This is a genomic window from Ornithinimicrobium pulveris (assembly GCF_050261105.1).
GTDB lineage: Bacteria > Actinomycetota > Actinomycetes > Actinomycetales > Dermatophilaceae > Ornithinicoccus.
This window is the reverse complement of record NZ_CP189837.1, coordinates 2,157,611-2,171,794: the sequence shown is the minus strand read 5'-3', so window position 1 is coordinate 2,171,794 and position 14,184 is coordinate 2,157,611. Positions and strand designations below refer to the sequence as shown.

General features: G+C 70.9%; 13 protein-coding genes. 12 read left to right on the top strand and 1 reads right to left on the bottom strand.

Annotated features, from left to right (window positions below; genetic code table 11):
• Window positions 1-63 precede the first annotated feature (63 nt).
• The 4 genes from pyrH (at window position 64) to rlmN (ending at window position 3,509) form a co-directional block, all read left to right on the top strand.
• Window positions 64-759 (top strand): UMP kinase, encoded by a 696-nt coding sequence (pyrH, locus tag ACQBAT_RS10095; protein ID WP_420746621.1) that lies wholly within the window; start codon window positions 64-66, stop codon window positions 757-759.
• 81 nt (window positions 760-840) lie between these two features.
• Complete coding sequence (gene frr / locus ACQBAT_RS10090) at window positions 841-1,407, top strand: ribosome recycling factor (RefSeq protein WP_420746503.1); 567 nt, start codon at window positions 841-843, stop codon at window positions 1,405-1,407.
• Between the two features lie 26 nt (window positions 1,408-1,433).
• Window positions 1,434-2,312 (top strand): phosphatidate cytidylyltransferase, encoded by an 879-nt coding sequence (locus ACQBAT_RS10085; protein WP_420746502.1) that lies wholly within the window; start codon window positions 1,434-1,436, stop codon window positions 2,310-2,312.
• 27 nt (window positions 2,313-2,339) lie between these two features.
• Window positions 2,340-3,509 carry a 23S rRNA (adenine(2503)-C(2))-methyltransferase RlmN gene (gene rlmN, locus ACQBAT_RS10080; RefSeq protein ID WP_420746501.1) on the top strand — a complete coding sequence of 390 codons (1,170 nt, stop codon included), beginning with the start codon at window positions 2,340-2,342 and terminating at the stop codon, window positions 3,507-3,509.
• Window positions 3,510-3,567: 58 nt separating this feature from the next.
• Here the strand turns inward: rlmN and ACQBAT_RS10075 are convergent, their stop codons facing one another.
• A complete protein-coding gene (locus tag ACQBAT_RS10075) occupies window positions 3,568-4,848 on the bottom strand; it encodes an LOG family protein (protein ID WP_420746500.1) in 1,281 nt (426 codons plus the stop codon).
• Window positions 4,849-4,919: 71 nt separating this feature from the next.
• Between ACQBAT_RS10075 and ACQBAT_RS10070 the strand changes: the two genes are divergently transcribed.
• The 8 genes from ACQBAT_RS10070 (at window position 4,920) to ACQBAT_RS10035 (ending at window position 14,156) form a co-directional block, all read left to right on the top strand.
• Window positions 4,920-6,842 (top strand): propionyl-CoA synthetase, encoded by a 1,923-nt coding sequence (locus tag ACQBAT_RS10070; RefSeq protein WP_420746499.1) that lies wholly within the window; start codon window positions 4,920-4,922, stop codon window positions 6,840-6,842.
• A gap of 125 nt (window positions 6,843-6,967) precedes the next feature.
• Window positions 6,968-7,294, top strand: a complete 327-nt coding sequence (locus ACQBAT_RS10065; protein WP_420746498.1) for a hypothetical protein — start codon at window positions 6,968-6,970, stop codon at window positions 7,292-7,294.
• Window positions 7,291-8,649, top strand: a complete 1,359-nt coding sequence (locus ACQBAT_RS10060) for a hypothetical protein (protein ID WP_420746497.1) — start codon at window positions 7,291-7,293, stop codon at window positions 8,647-8,649. Before ACQBAT_RS10065 ends, ACQBAT_RS10060 begins: the two co-directional genes overlap by 4 nt.
• Window positions 8,646-9,476, top strand: a complete 831-nt coding sequence (locus tag ACQBAT_RS10055) for a hypothetical protein (RefSeq protein WP_420746496.1) — start codon at window positions 8,646-8,648, stop codon at window positions 9,474-9,476. Before ACQBAT_RS10060 ends, ACQBAT_RS10055 begins: the two co-directional genes overlap by 4 nt.
• Window positions 9,473-10,714: a 1-deoxy-D-xylulose-5-phosphate reductoisomerase gene (gene dxr, locus ACQBAT_RS10050; protein ID WP_420746495.1), complete on the top strand. Its 1,242-nt coding sequence runs from the start codon at window positions 9,473-9,475 to the stop codon at window positions 10,712-10,714. Before ACQBAT_RS10055 ends, dxr begins: the two co-directional genes overlap by 4 nt.
• The gene (locus ACQBAT_RS10045; protein ID WP_420746494.1) at window positions 10,711-12,033 is read left to right on the top strand and encodes a M50 family metallopeptidase; all 1,323 of its coding nucleotides are present in this window, start codon (window positions 10,711-10,713) and stop codon (window positions 12,031-12,033) included. The genes dxr and ACQBAT_RS10045 overlap by 4 nt, the downstream gene beginning before the upstream one ends.
• Window positions 12,034-12,102: 69 nt before the next feature.
• Window positions 12,103-13,272 carry a flavodoxin-dependent (E)-4-hydroxy-3-methylbut-2-enyl-diphosphate synthase gene (ispG, locus tag ACQBAT_RS10040; RefSeq protein WP_420746493.1) on the top strand — a complete coding sequence of 390 codons (1,170 nt, stop codon included), beginning with the start codon at window positions 12,103-12,105 and terminating at the stop codon, window positions 13,270-13,272.
• A 29-nt stretch (window positions 13,273-13,301) separates the two neighbouring features.
• Window positions 13,302-14,156, top strand: a complete 855-nt coding sequence (locus ACQBAT_RS10035; protein WP_420746492.1) for a GNAT family N-acetyltransferase — start codon at window positions 13,302-13,304, stop codon at window positions 14,154-14,156.
• The last annotated feature ends 28 nt before the right edge of the window (window positions 14,157-14,184 follow it).

Genomic DNA, 14,184 nt, shown 5'->3' with positions numbered 1-14,184 from the left:
ACCGACACCACCAGCGACACCACCACCGACGCCGCCGAGCAGCCTGGTTCCGGGCCCCGGCGGGTGCTGCTCAAGCTCTCCGGTGAGGCCTTCGGCGGTGGCAGCGTCGGTGTCAACCCCGATGTGGTGCGCGGGATCGCCAAGCAGATCGCCGTCGCCTCGCGCGACGGTGTCCAGATCGCGGTCGTCGTCGGCGGCGGCAACTTCTTCCGGGGCGCCGAGCTGCAGCAGCGCGGCATGGAGCGGGCGCGCGCCGACTACATGGGGATGCTCGGCACCGTGATGAACTGCCTCGCCCTCCAGGACTTCCTGGAGAAGGAGGGCGTGGACACCCGCGTGCAGACGGCGATCACGATGGGTCAGGTGGCCGAGCCCTACATCCCGCGGCGGGCCATCCGCCACCTCGAGAAGGGCCGCGTCGTCATCTTCGGCGCTGGCGCCGGGATGCCGTATTTCTCCACCGACACCGTCTCCGCGCAGCGCGCCCTGGAGATCGGCTGCACCGCGGTGCTGATGAGCAAGCATGGCGTCGACGGTGTCTACACCGCCGACCCCCGCACCGACCCCAGCGCGGTCAAGCTGGAGGAGTTGACCTTCTCCGAGGCCCTCGCCGACAACCTGCGGGTCGTCGATGCGGCCGCGTTCAGCCTGTGCATGGACAACCAGCTCCCGATGCTCGTCTTCGGCATGGACGGCCAGGACTCCATCACCCGCGCCCTGCGGGGTGAGAAGATCGGGACGAGGGTCGTCGCCGGCTGACCCACCCCCGTGGCGCCCGGCGCCGCACCAGATTTCGTACTACCAGCTGTTGAGCAGTACCCGACGAAGGAGCGTTCGAGCATGTCCGAGGTCATCGAGATGGCCCTCATGGAGGCCGAGGAGAAGATGGAGAAGGCCCTGGAGGTGGCGCGCGAGGACATGGCCTCGATCCGCACCGGCCGGGCCCACCCGGGGATGTTCAGCAAGGTCGAGGTGGACTACTACGGCGCCCCGACCCCGATGCAGCAGCTGGCCTCCTTCACCGTCCAGGACGCCCGCACCCTGCTCATCACGCCCTATGACAAGAGCGCGATGAAGGACATCGAGAAGGCGCTGCGCGACTCCGACCTGGGCGCCAACCCCAGCAACGACGGCAACGCGATCCGCATCGTCATGCCCCAGTTGACCGAGGAGCGCCGCAAGGAGTACATCAAGCTCGCCCACCGCAAGGGCGAGGACGCCAAGGTCTCCATCCGCAACGTGCGACGCCACGCCAAGGACGCGATCGACAAGGCCGTCAAGGACGGCGAGGTCGGCGAGGACGAAGGCGCGCGCAACGAGAAGGAGCTCGAGGCGCTCACCAAGCGCTACGTCGAGAACGTGGACCAGGTGCTCAAGCACAAGGAAACCGAGCTGCTCGAGGTCTGAGCGCCGCAGAACCCTTCCTGACAGCGATGTCCGAACCTGAGGCGGCGGCTCCCGAGTCGAGGCGGACCTACCGTGCCCGCTCGACCGCCGAGAAGGACAACCCGACCCCGAAGGCTGGGCGCAACCTGCCGGCCGCGATCGGCGTCGGAGTCCTGCTCGGCGGCTTGGTGCTGGCCAGCATCCTGGTCTACAGCTGGGCCTTCGTCGCGCTGGTCACCATCGCCGCGCTCCTCGGGGTGCTGGAGCTGGACCAAGCCCTGCGCGCCGGTCGGATCAACCCGCCCCTCATCCCTGCCCTGGCCGCCGTCGGCCTGGTGCCCGTGGCCTATCTGTGGGGCGCGGAGGCACTGGCTATCGGCTTCGCCGCCGCGGTCGGGCTCGTCCTGCTCTGGCGATCGGTAGGACCCGCCCCTGGGGCCGCCCGCGATGTGGCCGGCGGCGTCTTCCTGGTGGCCTACGTCCCGCTCCTGTGCGCCATCACCTCCCTGATGATCGCCGCTCCCGACGGAGCCGGGCGGATCATCACCTTCATCCTGGTCACGGTGGCCAGCGACACGGGTGGGTATGCCGTGGGCGTGCTCCGCGGGCGCACCCCGATGGCGCCCTCGCTGTCCCCGAAGAAGTCCTGGGAGGGCTTCGCCGGTTCGGTGCTCACGAGCGGGATCACCGGCGCCCTGGCCGTGGTCTTCCTGCTGAACGGCTCCTGGTGGGCCGGTGCGGTGATCGGGGCCGTCGCCGCCTGCTTCGCCACCGTGGGGGATCTGGCCGAGTCAGCGATCAAGCGCGACCTCGGCATCAAGGACATGGGCAACCTGCTGCCCGGCCACGGCGGCATCATGGACCGGCTGGACTCGCTGCTGATCACCGTCCCCATCTGCTGGGCGCTGTTCGAACTCCTCCTCTGAGGTCAACCTCTGGGAGACTAGGCAGTGATGAGCACCGATCTGCCGACCCCGACCGCCTCCCGACCCGCGCCCGGCGCGCTGACCTTCACCGCGCCCAAGCGGGGCAAGGCTCCGCAGCATCTGGCCGACCTCGACCTGGCCGGCCGCAAGGCCTGGGCGACGGAGCTGGGCATCCCTGGCTTTCGCGCCGACCAGGTCAGCCGGCACTACTTCGAGCGGCTGACCACCGACCCGGAGCAGATGACGGACCTGCCCAAGGACGGCCGGGCCGACCTCGTCTCTGGCCTGCTCCCACCGCTGCTGACCCCGGTCCGCACCCTTGAGGCCGACGGGGGAGCCACCCTCAAGCAGGTGCATCGCCTGCATGACGGCGCGATGGTGGAGTCGGTGCTGATGCGCTATCCCGGACGGGTCACCATGTGCATCTCCAGCCAGGCCGGCTGCGGGATGAACTGTCCGTTCTGCGCCACCGGCCAGGCGGGCCTGACCCGCAACCTGTCGACCGCCGAGATCGTCGAGCAGGTCGTGGCGGCCGCCCGGGCCCTGCGCCACGGGGACCTGGCAGGCGGTGAGACCGGGGAGGGAGACACCGCCGAGGCGTTGCGCGTCTCCAATGTGGTCTTCATGGGCATGGGCGAGGCGCTGGCCAACTACAAGGCCGCGATCGGCGCGATCCGCCGACTTGTCGACCCCAGCCCCGAGGGCCTGGGCATGTCGGCACGGGGCGTGACGATGTCCACCGTCGGCCTGGTCCCGGCCATCGACAAGCTGGCGGGGGAAGGGATCCCGGTCACCCTGGCCCTGTCCCTGCACGCCCCCGATGACGAACTGCGCGATGAGCTGGTCCCGATCAACACCCGCTGGAAGGTCGACGAGGCGTTGGACGCCGCGCGCCGCTACTTCGAGACCACCGGGCGGCGGGTCTCGATCGAGTACGCCCTGATCAAGGACATCAACGACCACGCCTGGCGCGCCGACCTGCTCGGTGAGAAGCTCAACGCCCGCGGCCGCGGCTGGGTGCACGTCAACCCGATCCCGCTCAACCCGACGCCGGGCTCGAAGTGGACCGCCTCCCGGCCGGGGGTGGAGCAGCAGTTCGTCGAACGGCTGCTGGCGCACGGCATCCCCACGACGGTCCGCGACACCCGAGGCTCGGAGATCGACGGCGCCTGCGGACAGCTGGCCGCGACCGTATGACGCATCTCGCCCCGGGCACGCACGTCGCCCGGGACGCGTCACCGGTGTCCCGCGGTGCTCACCGCTCGGGCAACGCGGTCCCGGGTCCCTGGTCCGGCACCGGCTCGGCGGCGGCCGCCGGTCGGTCGAGGGACTCGGCCAGCACGGCCACCGCCTCCTCGATGCTGTCGACCAGGTGCAGCGCGCCAGCCATCCGCCGACCCGCACCCAAGGCCTGGAGCAGCTGCCACACCGGCAGCCGCTGCGTCCAGTGCTCGCGGCCGACCAGCACGATCGGCGTGAGTTCTCGCTCCTCGGCGTCCACCTCGTAGTAGAGGCGGGTCGCCATCTGGAAGACCTCCTGGACCGTTCCGGCGGCACCGGGCAGGACCACCAACCCGTCCCGCGAGTGGGCGAGCAGGAGGTCCTCGCGCAGGGCGTTGGAGAAGAACTTGGCGATCAGCTGGGCGAAGGCGTTGGGCGGCTCGTGGCCGTAGTACCAGGTCGGTATGCCCAGGCTCTTGACCTGTCGGGGACCAGCCGGGCGGCCCTCGCCCGTGCGCTGCGCCAGCGCTGGCCGCACCCAGTCCCCGATCTCGGGGGCGAAGTCCGGCACCTCGGCCACCGCGTCCAGCGCCTGCTGCAACGACTGCTCGTCGGGGGCCCACGCCCCGAGGTTGGCCGCCTCCATCGCGCCCGGGCCACCGCCCGTGACCACCAGCACCCCGGCCGCGGCCAGCCGGTGCCCCAACTCCGCGGCCGCGGCGAACTCGGCGGTCCCACGCCGCAGCGCGTGCCCGCCCATCACGCCCACCACGCGGCGCCCCTCGACCACGGCGGTGAGCGCGTCGGACATCGCATCGTCGTGGATCGCGCGCAGCACCGTCGCGTAGACGTCGTGGCGGACCGTCGCATCCTCGAACCAGCGGTACGCCTGTGCGTCCAGCGTCGCGTCATACCCCTCGTCCTCCAGCCCGGCATAGAGCTCCTGGGCGGTGTAGAGACGCGCGCGATAGGGGTCGACGGGCGCCCGCGGATCGCTGGGGAAGATGATCGCCCCAAGCCCGCGCAGGTGCTCCTCCACGTCGTGGTCGAGCACCCCGCCGAGCACCACGATGTCGGTCAGGTCCTCGCGGGCGAGCAGCAGGTCCTTGTCGGCCGTCAGGTCCAGCCCCTGCAGGCGCAGGTTGTGCAGCGGCTCGGGGGAGCGGAGCAGACCCAGCCAGGTGGTGGCGTCCTCCACCTCCCGCCCCGCCACCGGCGTGGTCGGCTCGACCCGCCGGTAACGCACCCCCGTTGGCGGTCCACCCGCCAGGCCCGAGGCAGTCTGGTCGGTCTCCGGCCCGGGGCGACTCTGCATACACCCAACCCTAACCAGGGCGGGCGACGCCCGGCCTGACGTAGGCACTCGACCGGGTGTTGACTGGGGCCATGAGCACCAACCCAGGGTCGCAGAGCAGCTACCGCGAACGGGTCGCCGAGAGCCTCGCCGATCCGGACACCTTCTGGGGTGAGGCAGCCGAGCAGGTGGACTGGATCACCCGGCCGACCCAGGTGCTGGACCGCTCCACCCCGCCCTTCTACCGGTGGTTCACCGGCGGACGGCTCAACGTCTGCTACAACGCGCTGGACCGGCACGTGGTCCACGGCCGTGCGGACCAGACCGCGCTGATCTACGACAGCCCGGTCACCGGGACGACCCGCACCTACACCTATGCCCAGCTGCTCGACCTCGTCGCCCGCTTCGCCGGCGTCCTGCGGGATCTAGGGGTGACCAAGGGCGACCGTGTGGTCATCTACCTGCCGATGGTCCCCGAGGCGGTGATCGCGATGCTCGGCTGCGCCCGCATCGGGGCGGTGCACTCGGTCGTCTTCGGCGGGTTCGCCCCGGCTGAGCTCGCGGCCCGGATCGAGGACGCGCAGCCCAAGGTGGTGGTCTCGGCGAGTTGCGGGATCGAGCCGACGCGGGTGGTCCCGTACAAGCCGATGCTGGACGCGGCGATCGAACGGTCCGCCCACAAGCCCGAGCACTGCGTCATCCTGCAGCGCGAGCAACTCACTGCGGCGATGGGGGAGCGGGACCTGGACTGGAAGCAGGTCATGCATCCGGACGCGGTCGCCCCGGCCGCCTGTGTGCCCGTCGAGTCGACCGACCCGCTCTACGTGCTCTACACCTCTGGCACGACGGGCAGGCCGAAGGGGATCGTCCGCGACAGTGGCGGCTACGCCGTCGCCCTCCGGTGGTCCATGTCCGCCCTGTATGGCGTGCAGCCGGGGGAGACCTGGCTGTGCGGGTCCGACGTGGGCTGGGTGGTCGGGCACTCCTACATCGTCTATGCGCCGCTGCTCACCGGGGCCACCACGGTGCTCTTCGAGGGCAAGCCGATCGGGACGCCCGATGCTGGCGTCTACTGGCGAATGATTGCCGAGCACGGGGTGGTCTCCGCCTTCACCGCCCCGACGGCCATCCGGGCGATCACCAAGCAGGACCCGCAGGGAAAGTTGATCGGCCAGCATGACCTGTCGTCGTTGCGGGCCCTCTTCCTGGCCGGTGAGCGATTGGATCCGGAGACCTGGCGCTGGGCGACCGAGCACCTCGGGGTGCCGGTGATCGACAACTGGTGGCAGACCGAGACGGGCTGGCCGATCGCGATCAACCCGGTGGGCTGGGCGGGCGAGGGTGCGCTCTTCGACATCCGCCCTGGCAGCCCCGGGCCGGCGACGGCGGGCTATGACGTACAGGTCCTGGACGAACGTGGCGAGCCGGTGCCGGCGGGCACCGAGGGCGCGATCTGCCTGGCGCTGCCGATGCCGCCGGGGACGCTGCCCACGCTGTGGCAGGACGACGACCGCTACGTCTCCTCCTATCTGTCCGCCTTCGAGGGCTACTACCTCACCGGCGACGGCGGCTATCTGGACGAGGACGGCTACGTCTATGTGATGGGCCGCACCGACGATGTGTTGAACGTCGCCGGTCATCGGCTCTCCACGGGCTCTCTGGAGGAGGCGCTCGCGGGCCATCCGGCGGTCGCCGAGTGCGCGGTGATCGGGGTGCACGACGAGCTGAAGGGTCAGGTGCCCAGGGCACTGGTGGTGCTCAAGTCTGGGATCGATGCCGACGGCGAGGCGGGCGAGGATCTGCGCGCCGCTTTGGTCAAGCGGGTGCGCGACGAGGTCGGTGCGGTTGCCGCGCTGCGCCGGGTCGACATCGTGGACGCCCTGCCCAAGACCCGTTCCGGCAAGATCCTGCGCCGCACGATGCGCCAGATCGCCGACGGGCAGGAGGCGACCGTGCCGTCGACCATCGAGGATCGCAGCGTGCTGGACGCGCTGGAGGGGATTCTGCGCTCCTGATGGTCCGCGGCCACCTCGGGGGTTGATACCCGTGCCTGTGGACAATCCCGGGGTGGTGTCGGTGCTTTCTCCTACTCTCGTGGCAGGCGGGTGAGCGGCATCCGCCGGCAGGGGAGGAGAACACGATGGGGTATGTCGTGCACGTGCATCCCGAGCGGGTCGCGCTGGTCTCGGCCGCGCTCGAGCGGGTCATCGGGCAGGTGGAGGCGAGCGGTGGACTGTTGTCCCGGGCCTGGCTGCTGGCGGCCGGGGGCGCGGGCGGTGGTGATCTCGACGGGGCGGCCCGCAGTCTGGGTCGGTCCTGCGCCGGGGCGCTGGAGGAGGTCGTGGGCGCAGGTCTCTCACTGTCTCGCGCGACCGCAGCGGCGGCGGCGGACTATGCGCGGGTGGAGGCTGAGCTGGCCACCGTGTGGGGCAGCATCCACCCCGCGGCGAGGGGTGGTCGGCCGTGAGCTCCGCCAGCAGGGCGACCGTGCTGGCCTGCTCGCCGGATGAGCTGCGCCGCGCAGCGCGCTTGCTCCGCCAGACCGGTGCGGAACTGTCCAGCACCGTCGCGGACCTGCAGGTCTTGGGCACCAGCACGCCGGACTGGAGCGGGCTGGCCGCCCTGGAGCAGCAGGCTCGCGTCCGGGCGCTGGCCACCCTCATCACGCTCGCCTGCTCCCCGACAGAAGAAGCGGCGGTTGGGCTGGAGCGGTGTGCCGACATCGCCGACGATGCCGCCCACCGGGTGCGTGCCCACAGCCGTGCGGTCGAGGACGCCCTTCGGGAGCTGGCTGGCCTGCATGGCCTGGGCCCGCCACCGGAACCGCTGCTCCTGGAGGCCTGGCGGGCTCGGCTGGCCGAGCTGGAACGGGTCATCGCCAGCGGCCGGGCCGGGATCGAGGAGGCCCAGGCACAGTTCGAGACCGTCCAACGCCGCACCGCTGGCCAGGTGCAGGAGATCTGGGCGCCAGTCCTGCGGGGCTGGTCGACCGTGGAGATGCTCGTCCACCTGGGGCTGAAGTCGATGGGGGCCAAGAAGTGGGGGCAGGGAATCTGGAGCGTCGGCACCGCGGTCCGGTCCGCCAACCGAGCCCGCCGAGCGCGCGACCACGCCCGATGGCGCCAGGCCCGTGGCGTGCTCGATGCGCGGCTGCGCTCGCTCACCACGACCACCGCGCCCGACTGGGTGCCGAGGAAGGCTCGGCCGGCGGCCCGCCTGGGTGCGCGGGCCCTCGGCCCGGTGGGCCTAATCGCCACGTGGTGGTCAGCTTTCCAGGACACCCGGACCAAGGGCGGCTATGAGGGCAGGCGTGGCGAGGTGACGCAATCCTTGGCGATGCTGGCCGTGATCGGGGTGCCGGCACTGGCCGCCGCACCCCTGCTCCCGGTAGCCGGCGTCTACGGGGCCGTCACCGTGTCCGCCTACAACATGTGGTCCCTGGGCAACTGGGTCTACGACAACCGGGACCGGTTCGAGCGCGAGATCAGGATCGTCCGTGCGCTGAGTGACCCGGTGGCGGCGGGGACCGAAGTCGGGGTGCTGTACGCGCGCACGGCCAAGGCCGTCCCGATCGTGCGGGCCCGGGTGTCGTCCTCGTTACGGCGGCTGGGTAGCGAGATTCGCCGGCTGCCGATACCGCCGCTGGGTGAGCCGATCCGCCTGCCGGACGTCCCCATCGGTGGAGGGCGACGTCTGCCGATCTGGGTGGCCGTGCCGTGGGTGCTGCCCGGCTCGCCGCCCACCTTCACAGCGCCCGGCTTCCGGCTGCCGACCCTGCCCACGCTCCCGGACGTGTCCGAGCTCCGGAGCGTGACCCCATGACTCAGACCCACGAGACGCGTCCTCGACCCGGCGTCGCACCCATCGTCGTCCTCACCCTGCTCGAGCTCGCGATCCTGACGGAGGCCCACCGCATCGGGACGCTCCTCGAGGCTGGCGAACTGGAACACGCGACGAGCCCGCCCACCACGCCACCGATTCCGACGGATGCGCGCGCGTCCGCGGCGGTGGACGAGGCGGCGCGGGCCGCGCACGCCCAGGCCCGCTCCTCGTTACAGGCTCGGGGCCTGCTGGGTGCGGACGGGCTGGTCCCTCAGGACACCCGGAGCGGGCAGGTGCTCACCACCCTCCTGGACGTGATGGCGCTTGCGACCTCGGTGGTCGTGGTCGAGCGGATCGTGGGCGCCATCGAGGAGCGGGATGTGCCCGAGCGCCACAGCACCCGGGCCCTGCACCTGTGCGACCTCGCCGCCGTGGTGCAGGACCTCACCGACGAGGGCCTGGTTGCGCTCGACCTGCTGCTGGATCCGGGCGAGGCGGCCGGGGCGCTGGTCGATGTCGTCCTCCCACCTGATGTGCGGGATGCGAGTGACGCCGGTGGCCCGGACCGGGTGCTCGGCCCAGCCGGTGCGGAGTCCCTGCCCGACCTCCTGGATCGGCCGACCGTCTTGGTCGAGACCATGGTGATCCACCCGGACGAGGACGATGACCCCGCTGCCCACCCCGGACCAGCAACGCCCAGCACCCTGCTTGCGCTAGGCCCAGGCGGATGTTTCCTCGCGCACCGCACCGCAGGAGCACCACCGACCGCCTACCGCCCCGTGAGCGTGCGGGAGATCCAGGACCACCTCGGTAGCCTGTGCCGGTGAGCACCCGCACCGTCACCCTGCTCGGTTCCACCGGCTCGATCGGCACCCAGGCCATCGAGGTGATCCGCGCCAACCCGGACCGGTTCCGCGTGCTCGCGCTCAGCGCAGGTGGCTCGGACCTGCGCCTGCTCGCGCAGCAGGCTGTCGAGCTCCAGGTCGGGCAGGTCGCGGTGGCCCGCGACGGGGAGTCTGTGCGGGCCGAGCTGGCCGACGCCCTGGCCGAGGCCGCGCGAGAAGCGGGGCACACGGCATACGGGCCGGAGATCGTGCTCGGGCAGGAGGCCTCGACCCAGGTCGCCGGGAGTGGCGCCGACGTCGTGCTCAACGGGATCACCGGCAGCATCGGGCTGCGGCCCACGCTGGCCGCGCTCGCCGCTGGCAGCACCCTCGCGCTCGCCAACAAGGAGTCCCTCATCGTGGGTGGCCCGATCGTCAAGGCGGCGGCGGGGCCGGACCAGATCGTGCCGGTGGACTCCGAGCACAGCGCGATCGCGCAGAGCCTGCGAGGCGGCCGCCGCGAGGAGGTGCGGCGCCTGGTGCTCACGGCCAGCGGTGGGCCGTTCCGCGGTCGGACGCGCGAGGAGCTGGCTGACGTCACCCCGGCCGACGCGCTCGCGCACCCGACCTGGGACATGGGGCTCGTCGTGACCACCAACAGCGCCACCCTGGTCAACAAGGGGCTGGAGCTGATCGAGGCGCACCTGCTCTTCGACGTCCCCTTCGACGACCTGGCGGTCGTCGTCCACCCGCAGTCGGTCGTGCACTCGATGGTCGAGTTCCACGACGGGTCCACGATCCTGCAGGCCTCGCCGCCGACCATGCACATCCCCATCGCCCTGGGTATGTCGTGGCCCGAGCGACTCGTCGACGTGGCCGCGCCCTGCGACTGGTCCCAGGCAGCCACCTGGGAGTTCTACCCCCTGGACGACGAGGCCTTCCCGGCCGTGCGCCTGGCCGAACAGGTCGGCCGGGAGGGTGGCACCTACCCGGCGGTTTACAACGCCGCCAACGAGGTCTGCGTGGCGGCCTTCCACGCGGGACGGATCCCGTTCACCGCGATCGTGGACACCGTCGCTGCCGTGGTGGAGGAGCACGTGGGTCGGACCGGGAACGGAATCGGCGGCTCAGCGGTTGATCTGGACGTGGACCAGGTGCTCGCCGCTGACGCCTGGGCCCGCACGACCGCAGCCCGGGTGCTGGAGCTGCCCACCGACACCGCCGAGGAGACCGCCCGATGATGTTCCTGCTCGGCGTCCTCATCGTCGTCATCGGGATCGCTGTGGCCATCGGCCTGCACGAGATCGGCCACCTGGTGCCGGCGAAGGTGTTCAAGGTCAAGGTCACCCAGTACATGGTCGGCTTCGGCCCCACGATCTGGTCTGCGCGTCGCGGCGAGACCGAGTACGGCATCAAGGCGATCCCGTTGGGTGGGTACGTCCGGATGGTCGGGATGTTCCCGCCACGGGCCGAGGACGGTGGGCTGCTGCGCCGCGCCACCTCCAACCCCTTCCACCAGATGATCGAGCAGGCCCGCCAGGACAGCCTGGAGGAGATCCAGCCCGGCGACGAGGACCGCGTGTTCTACAAGCTCCCGGTCTGGAAGCGGATCATCATCATGGCCGGTGGCCCGCTGATGAACCTGGCGCTCGCCGCGATCATCATGGGCATCGTGCTCACCGCCCACGGCGTGGGGCAGTTCCAACCCGTCGTCTCCCAGGTGTCCCAGTGCGCGCCGAGCGATGTGGCGAGCACCGACTGCGAGGGGCAGGACCCCTCGCCGGCCCTCGCGGCCGGACTGCAGGAGGGCGACCGGATCCTGTCCGTCGACGGTCAGCCGGTCACCACTTGGCCCCAGACCACGTATGCCATCCAGCGCGCGGGCGAGCAGGCGACCTTCGAGATCGAGCGCGATGGCCAGCGGGAGACGCTGACCGCCGACCTGGTGATGCGGGAGCGCCCGCTCATGACCGCCGACGGCAACTATGAGCTGGACGCACAGGGGCAGCCGGTGATGGGGCAGGTCGGCTTCCTCGGGGCCAGCCCGACCTTCGTCTTCGAGAAGCAGCCGTTGTCTGCTGTCCCGCCGGTGGTGGGCGACATGTTCACCGGGACCGCGCGGGTCGTGCTGACCCTCCCGCAACGTCTGGTGGACGTCGGGCAGGCCGCCTTCGGCAGCCAGGAGCGGGACGCCGAGGGCCCGATGTCGGTGGTCGGCGTGGGCCGGGTGGCTGGTGACGTGGCGCAGGACGGGATCGCAGGCGTGGTCGAGTCCACCGGCGACAAGCTGTGGTTGGTCGTGTCCCTGCTCGCCTCGTTGAACATGGCGCTGTTCGTCTTCAACCTGATCCCGCTGCTGCCGTTGGACGGCGGTCACATCGCGGGGGCGCTCTGGGAGGCCGTGAAGAAGGCCTGGGCCAGGGTGCGCGGTCTCCCGGCGCCAGGCCCGGTCGACACCGCCAAGGCGCTGCCGATCGCGTATGCCGTGGCGATCGGTCTGCTGGGGATGACGGTGCTGCTGATCTACGCCGACATCGTCAAGCCGATTCGGCTGACGTAGTCGCCACCCCTGACGTCATCGCCACCCGCTCTTCAGGAGTCTGCCAGCGCCAGGTGCGACAATGGCGACATGACCTCTGGTGTCCCCATCTCGCTCGGTATGCCCGCTGCTCCCGCCCCTGTGCTGGCACCCCGCCGCACGACCCGCAAGATCAAGGTCGGCAAGGTCGAGGTCGGCGGTGACGCCCCGATCTCGGTGCAGTCGATGACCACCACCCCGACGACGGACATCAACGCCACCCTCCAGCAGATCGCCGAGCTGACCGCGACCGGTTGCGACATCGTCCGGGTCGCCTGCCCGACCCAGGACGACGCGGACGCCCTGCCGGCTATCGCGCAGAAGTCTCAGATCCCGGTGATCGCGGACATCCACTTCCAGCCGAAGTACGTCTTCGCGGCCATCGACGCTGGCTGCGCGGCGGTCCGCGTCAACCCCGGCAACATCAAGAAGTTCGACGACCGGGTGGGCGAGATTGCCAAGGCCGCCAAGGATGCCGGCGTCTCGATCCGGATCGGCGTCAACGCCGGCTCCCTGGACAAGCGGCTGCTGGAGAAGTACGGCAAGCCCACGGCTGAGGCGCTGGTCGAGTCCGCTGTCTGGGAGGCGAGCCTGTTCGAGGAGCACGACTTCCACGACTTCAAGATCTCGGTCAAGCACAACGACCCGGTCGTGATGGTGCGCGCCTACGAGCTGCTCTCCGAGCGGGGCGACTGGCCGTTGCACCTGGGCGTGACCGAGGCCGGACCGGCTTTCCAGGGCACGATCAAGTCGTCGGTGGCCTTCGGCGCGCTGCTGTCCAAGGGCATCGGGGACACCATCCGGGTCTCCCTGTCCGCCCCTCCGGTGGAGGAGGTCAAGGTCGGCAACCAGATCCTGCAAAGCCTCAACCTCAAGCCGCGCAAGCTGGAGATCGTGTCGTGCCCGTCCTGCGGGCGCGCCCAGGTCGACGTCTACACCCTGGCCGATGAGGTCACCGCCGGGCTGGAAGGGCTTGAGGTGCCGCTGCGCGTGGCCGTCATGGGCTGCGTCGTCAACGGACCTGGGGAAGCCCGGGAGGCCGACCTCGGCGTCGCCTCGGGCAACGGCAAGGGCCAGATCTTCGTCAAGGGCGAGGTGATCAAGACCGTGCCCGAGTCCCAGATCGTGGAGACCCTGATCGAAGAGGCCATGCGGATCGCTGAGGAGATGGGCGAGCCCGTCGATGGTGAGACCGGCGCGCCGAAGGTCACCGTCGGCTGAGCCTGCTCGGGCGTGCGCAAGAATGGCCCATGAGCGCCCTGCCTGAGCCGGTCAGCACCCGCACCGTGCGGGAGTCCACCTGGGACGAGGTCTGCTCCACCTGGCACCTGCTGGACCGTGCCGACCTCAGCGTCGAGCAGCAGCGCATCCCGGCTGGCACCGCCGCGCGCACCCACAGCCACCCGCGCTCCCGACAGTTCGTCCGCGTGCTCTCCGGCACCGCGACGGTGCGGATCGGCCCGCGCACCGTGCAGGTCGAGGCGGACGAGGGCCTGGAGATCCCGCCCGGCGTGCGTCACCAGATCCGCAACGACTCCGGGGATGCTCTGCACCTGCTCGTGATCTCCAGCCCCCGGCCCGCGGAGAACCGCTACGCCCACCGGCCTCGTCCGTCGGCCCGCGGTCGCGGACGCGTGGTCATCGGCTCCTACCTTCGCCCCACCCGCGTCGGTGACCTGCCCGCCATCGTGGCGATCGAGGAGGGGTCGGAGACCCGCCGCTTCATCGGCCAGGGCGGTGCCGCGTGGCACGAGCACGTCATCGAGGACCCAGCCATGGAGCACTGGGTGCTCGTCGACCGCCTCGACCGGGTCGTCGCGTACGGCATCCTCGCCGACATCGGGGAGGCCGGGTTCGTCGAACTCCGACGGATGGCCGTCGTCCCCGCCGGCCGTGGCCAGGGCCTGGGTCAGGTCCTGCTGCGGCACCTGCTCGAGCACGCGCGGGCGCGACCGTCCGTCCGCGCCGTCTGGCTCGATGTCGGGGACGACAACACCCGCGCGCTCAGCCTCTACCGCAGCTACGGCTTCGCCGAGCGCCCCGCGCCGGCGTGGGCGGTGCTGCTCGACAACGGTGTCTACCTGGAGTGGAACGCCTCGGCGTAGACGAAGGCGCGCGGTCGTACCCTCGTCG

Excerpts from the sequence above, each read along its gene's own strand:
- frr (WP_420746503.1), top strand. The coding sequence starts at position 841 with ATGTCCGAGGTCATCGAGATGGCCCTCATGGAGGCCGAGGAGAAGATG.
- ACQBAT_RS10085 (WP_420746502.1), top strand. The coding sequence starts at position 1,434 with ATGTCCGAACCTGAGGCGGCGGCTCCCGAGTCGAGGCGGACCTACCGT.
- rlmN (WP_420746501.1), top strand. The coding sequence starts at position 2,340 with ATGAGCACCGATCTGCCGACCCCGACCGCCTCCCGACCCGCGCCCGGC.
- ACQBAT_RS10075 (WP_420746500.1), bottom strand. The coding sequence starts at position 4,848 with ATGCAGAGTCGCCCCGGGCCGGAGACCGACCAGACTGCCTCGGGCCTG.
- ACQBAT_RS10070 (WP_420746499.1), top strand. The coding sequence starts at position 4,920 with ATGAGCACCAACCCAGGGTCGCAGAGCAGCTACCGCGAACGGGTCGCC.
- ACQBAT_RS10065 (WP_420746498.1), top strand. The coding sequence starts at position 6,968 with ATGGGGTATGTCGTGCACGTGCATCCCGAGCGGGTCGCGCTGGTCTCG.
- ACQBAT_RS10055 (WP_420746496.1), top strand. The coding sequence starts at position 8,646 with ATGACTCAGACCCACGAGACGCGTCCTCGACCCGGCGTCGCACCCATC.
- ACQBAT_RS10045 (WP_420746494.1), top strand. The coding sequence starts at position 10,711 with ATGATGTTCCTGCTCGGCGTCCTCATCGTCGTCATCGGGATCGCTGTG.
- ispG (WP_420746493.1), top strand. The coding sequence starts at position 12,103 with ATGACCTCTGGTGTCCCCATCTCGCTCGGTATGCCCGCTGCTCCCGCC.
- ACQBAT_RS10035 (WP_420746492.1), top strand. The coding sequence starts at position 13,302 with ATGAGCGCCCTGCCTGAGCCGGTCAGCACCCGCACCGTGCGGGAGTCC.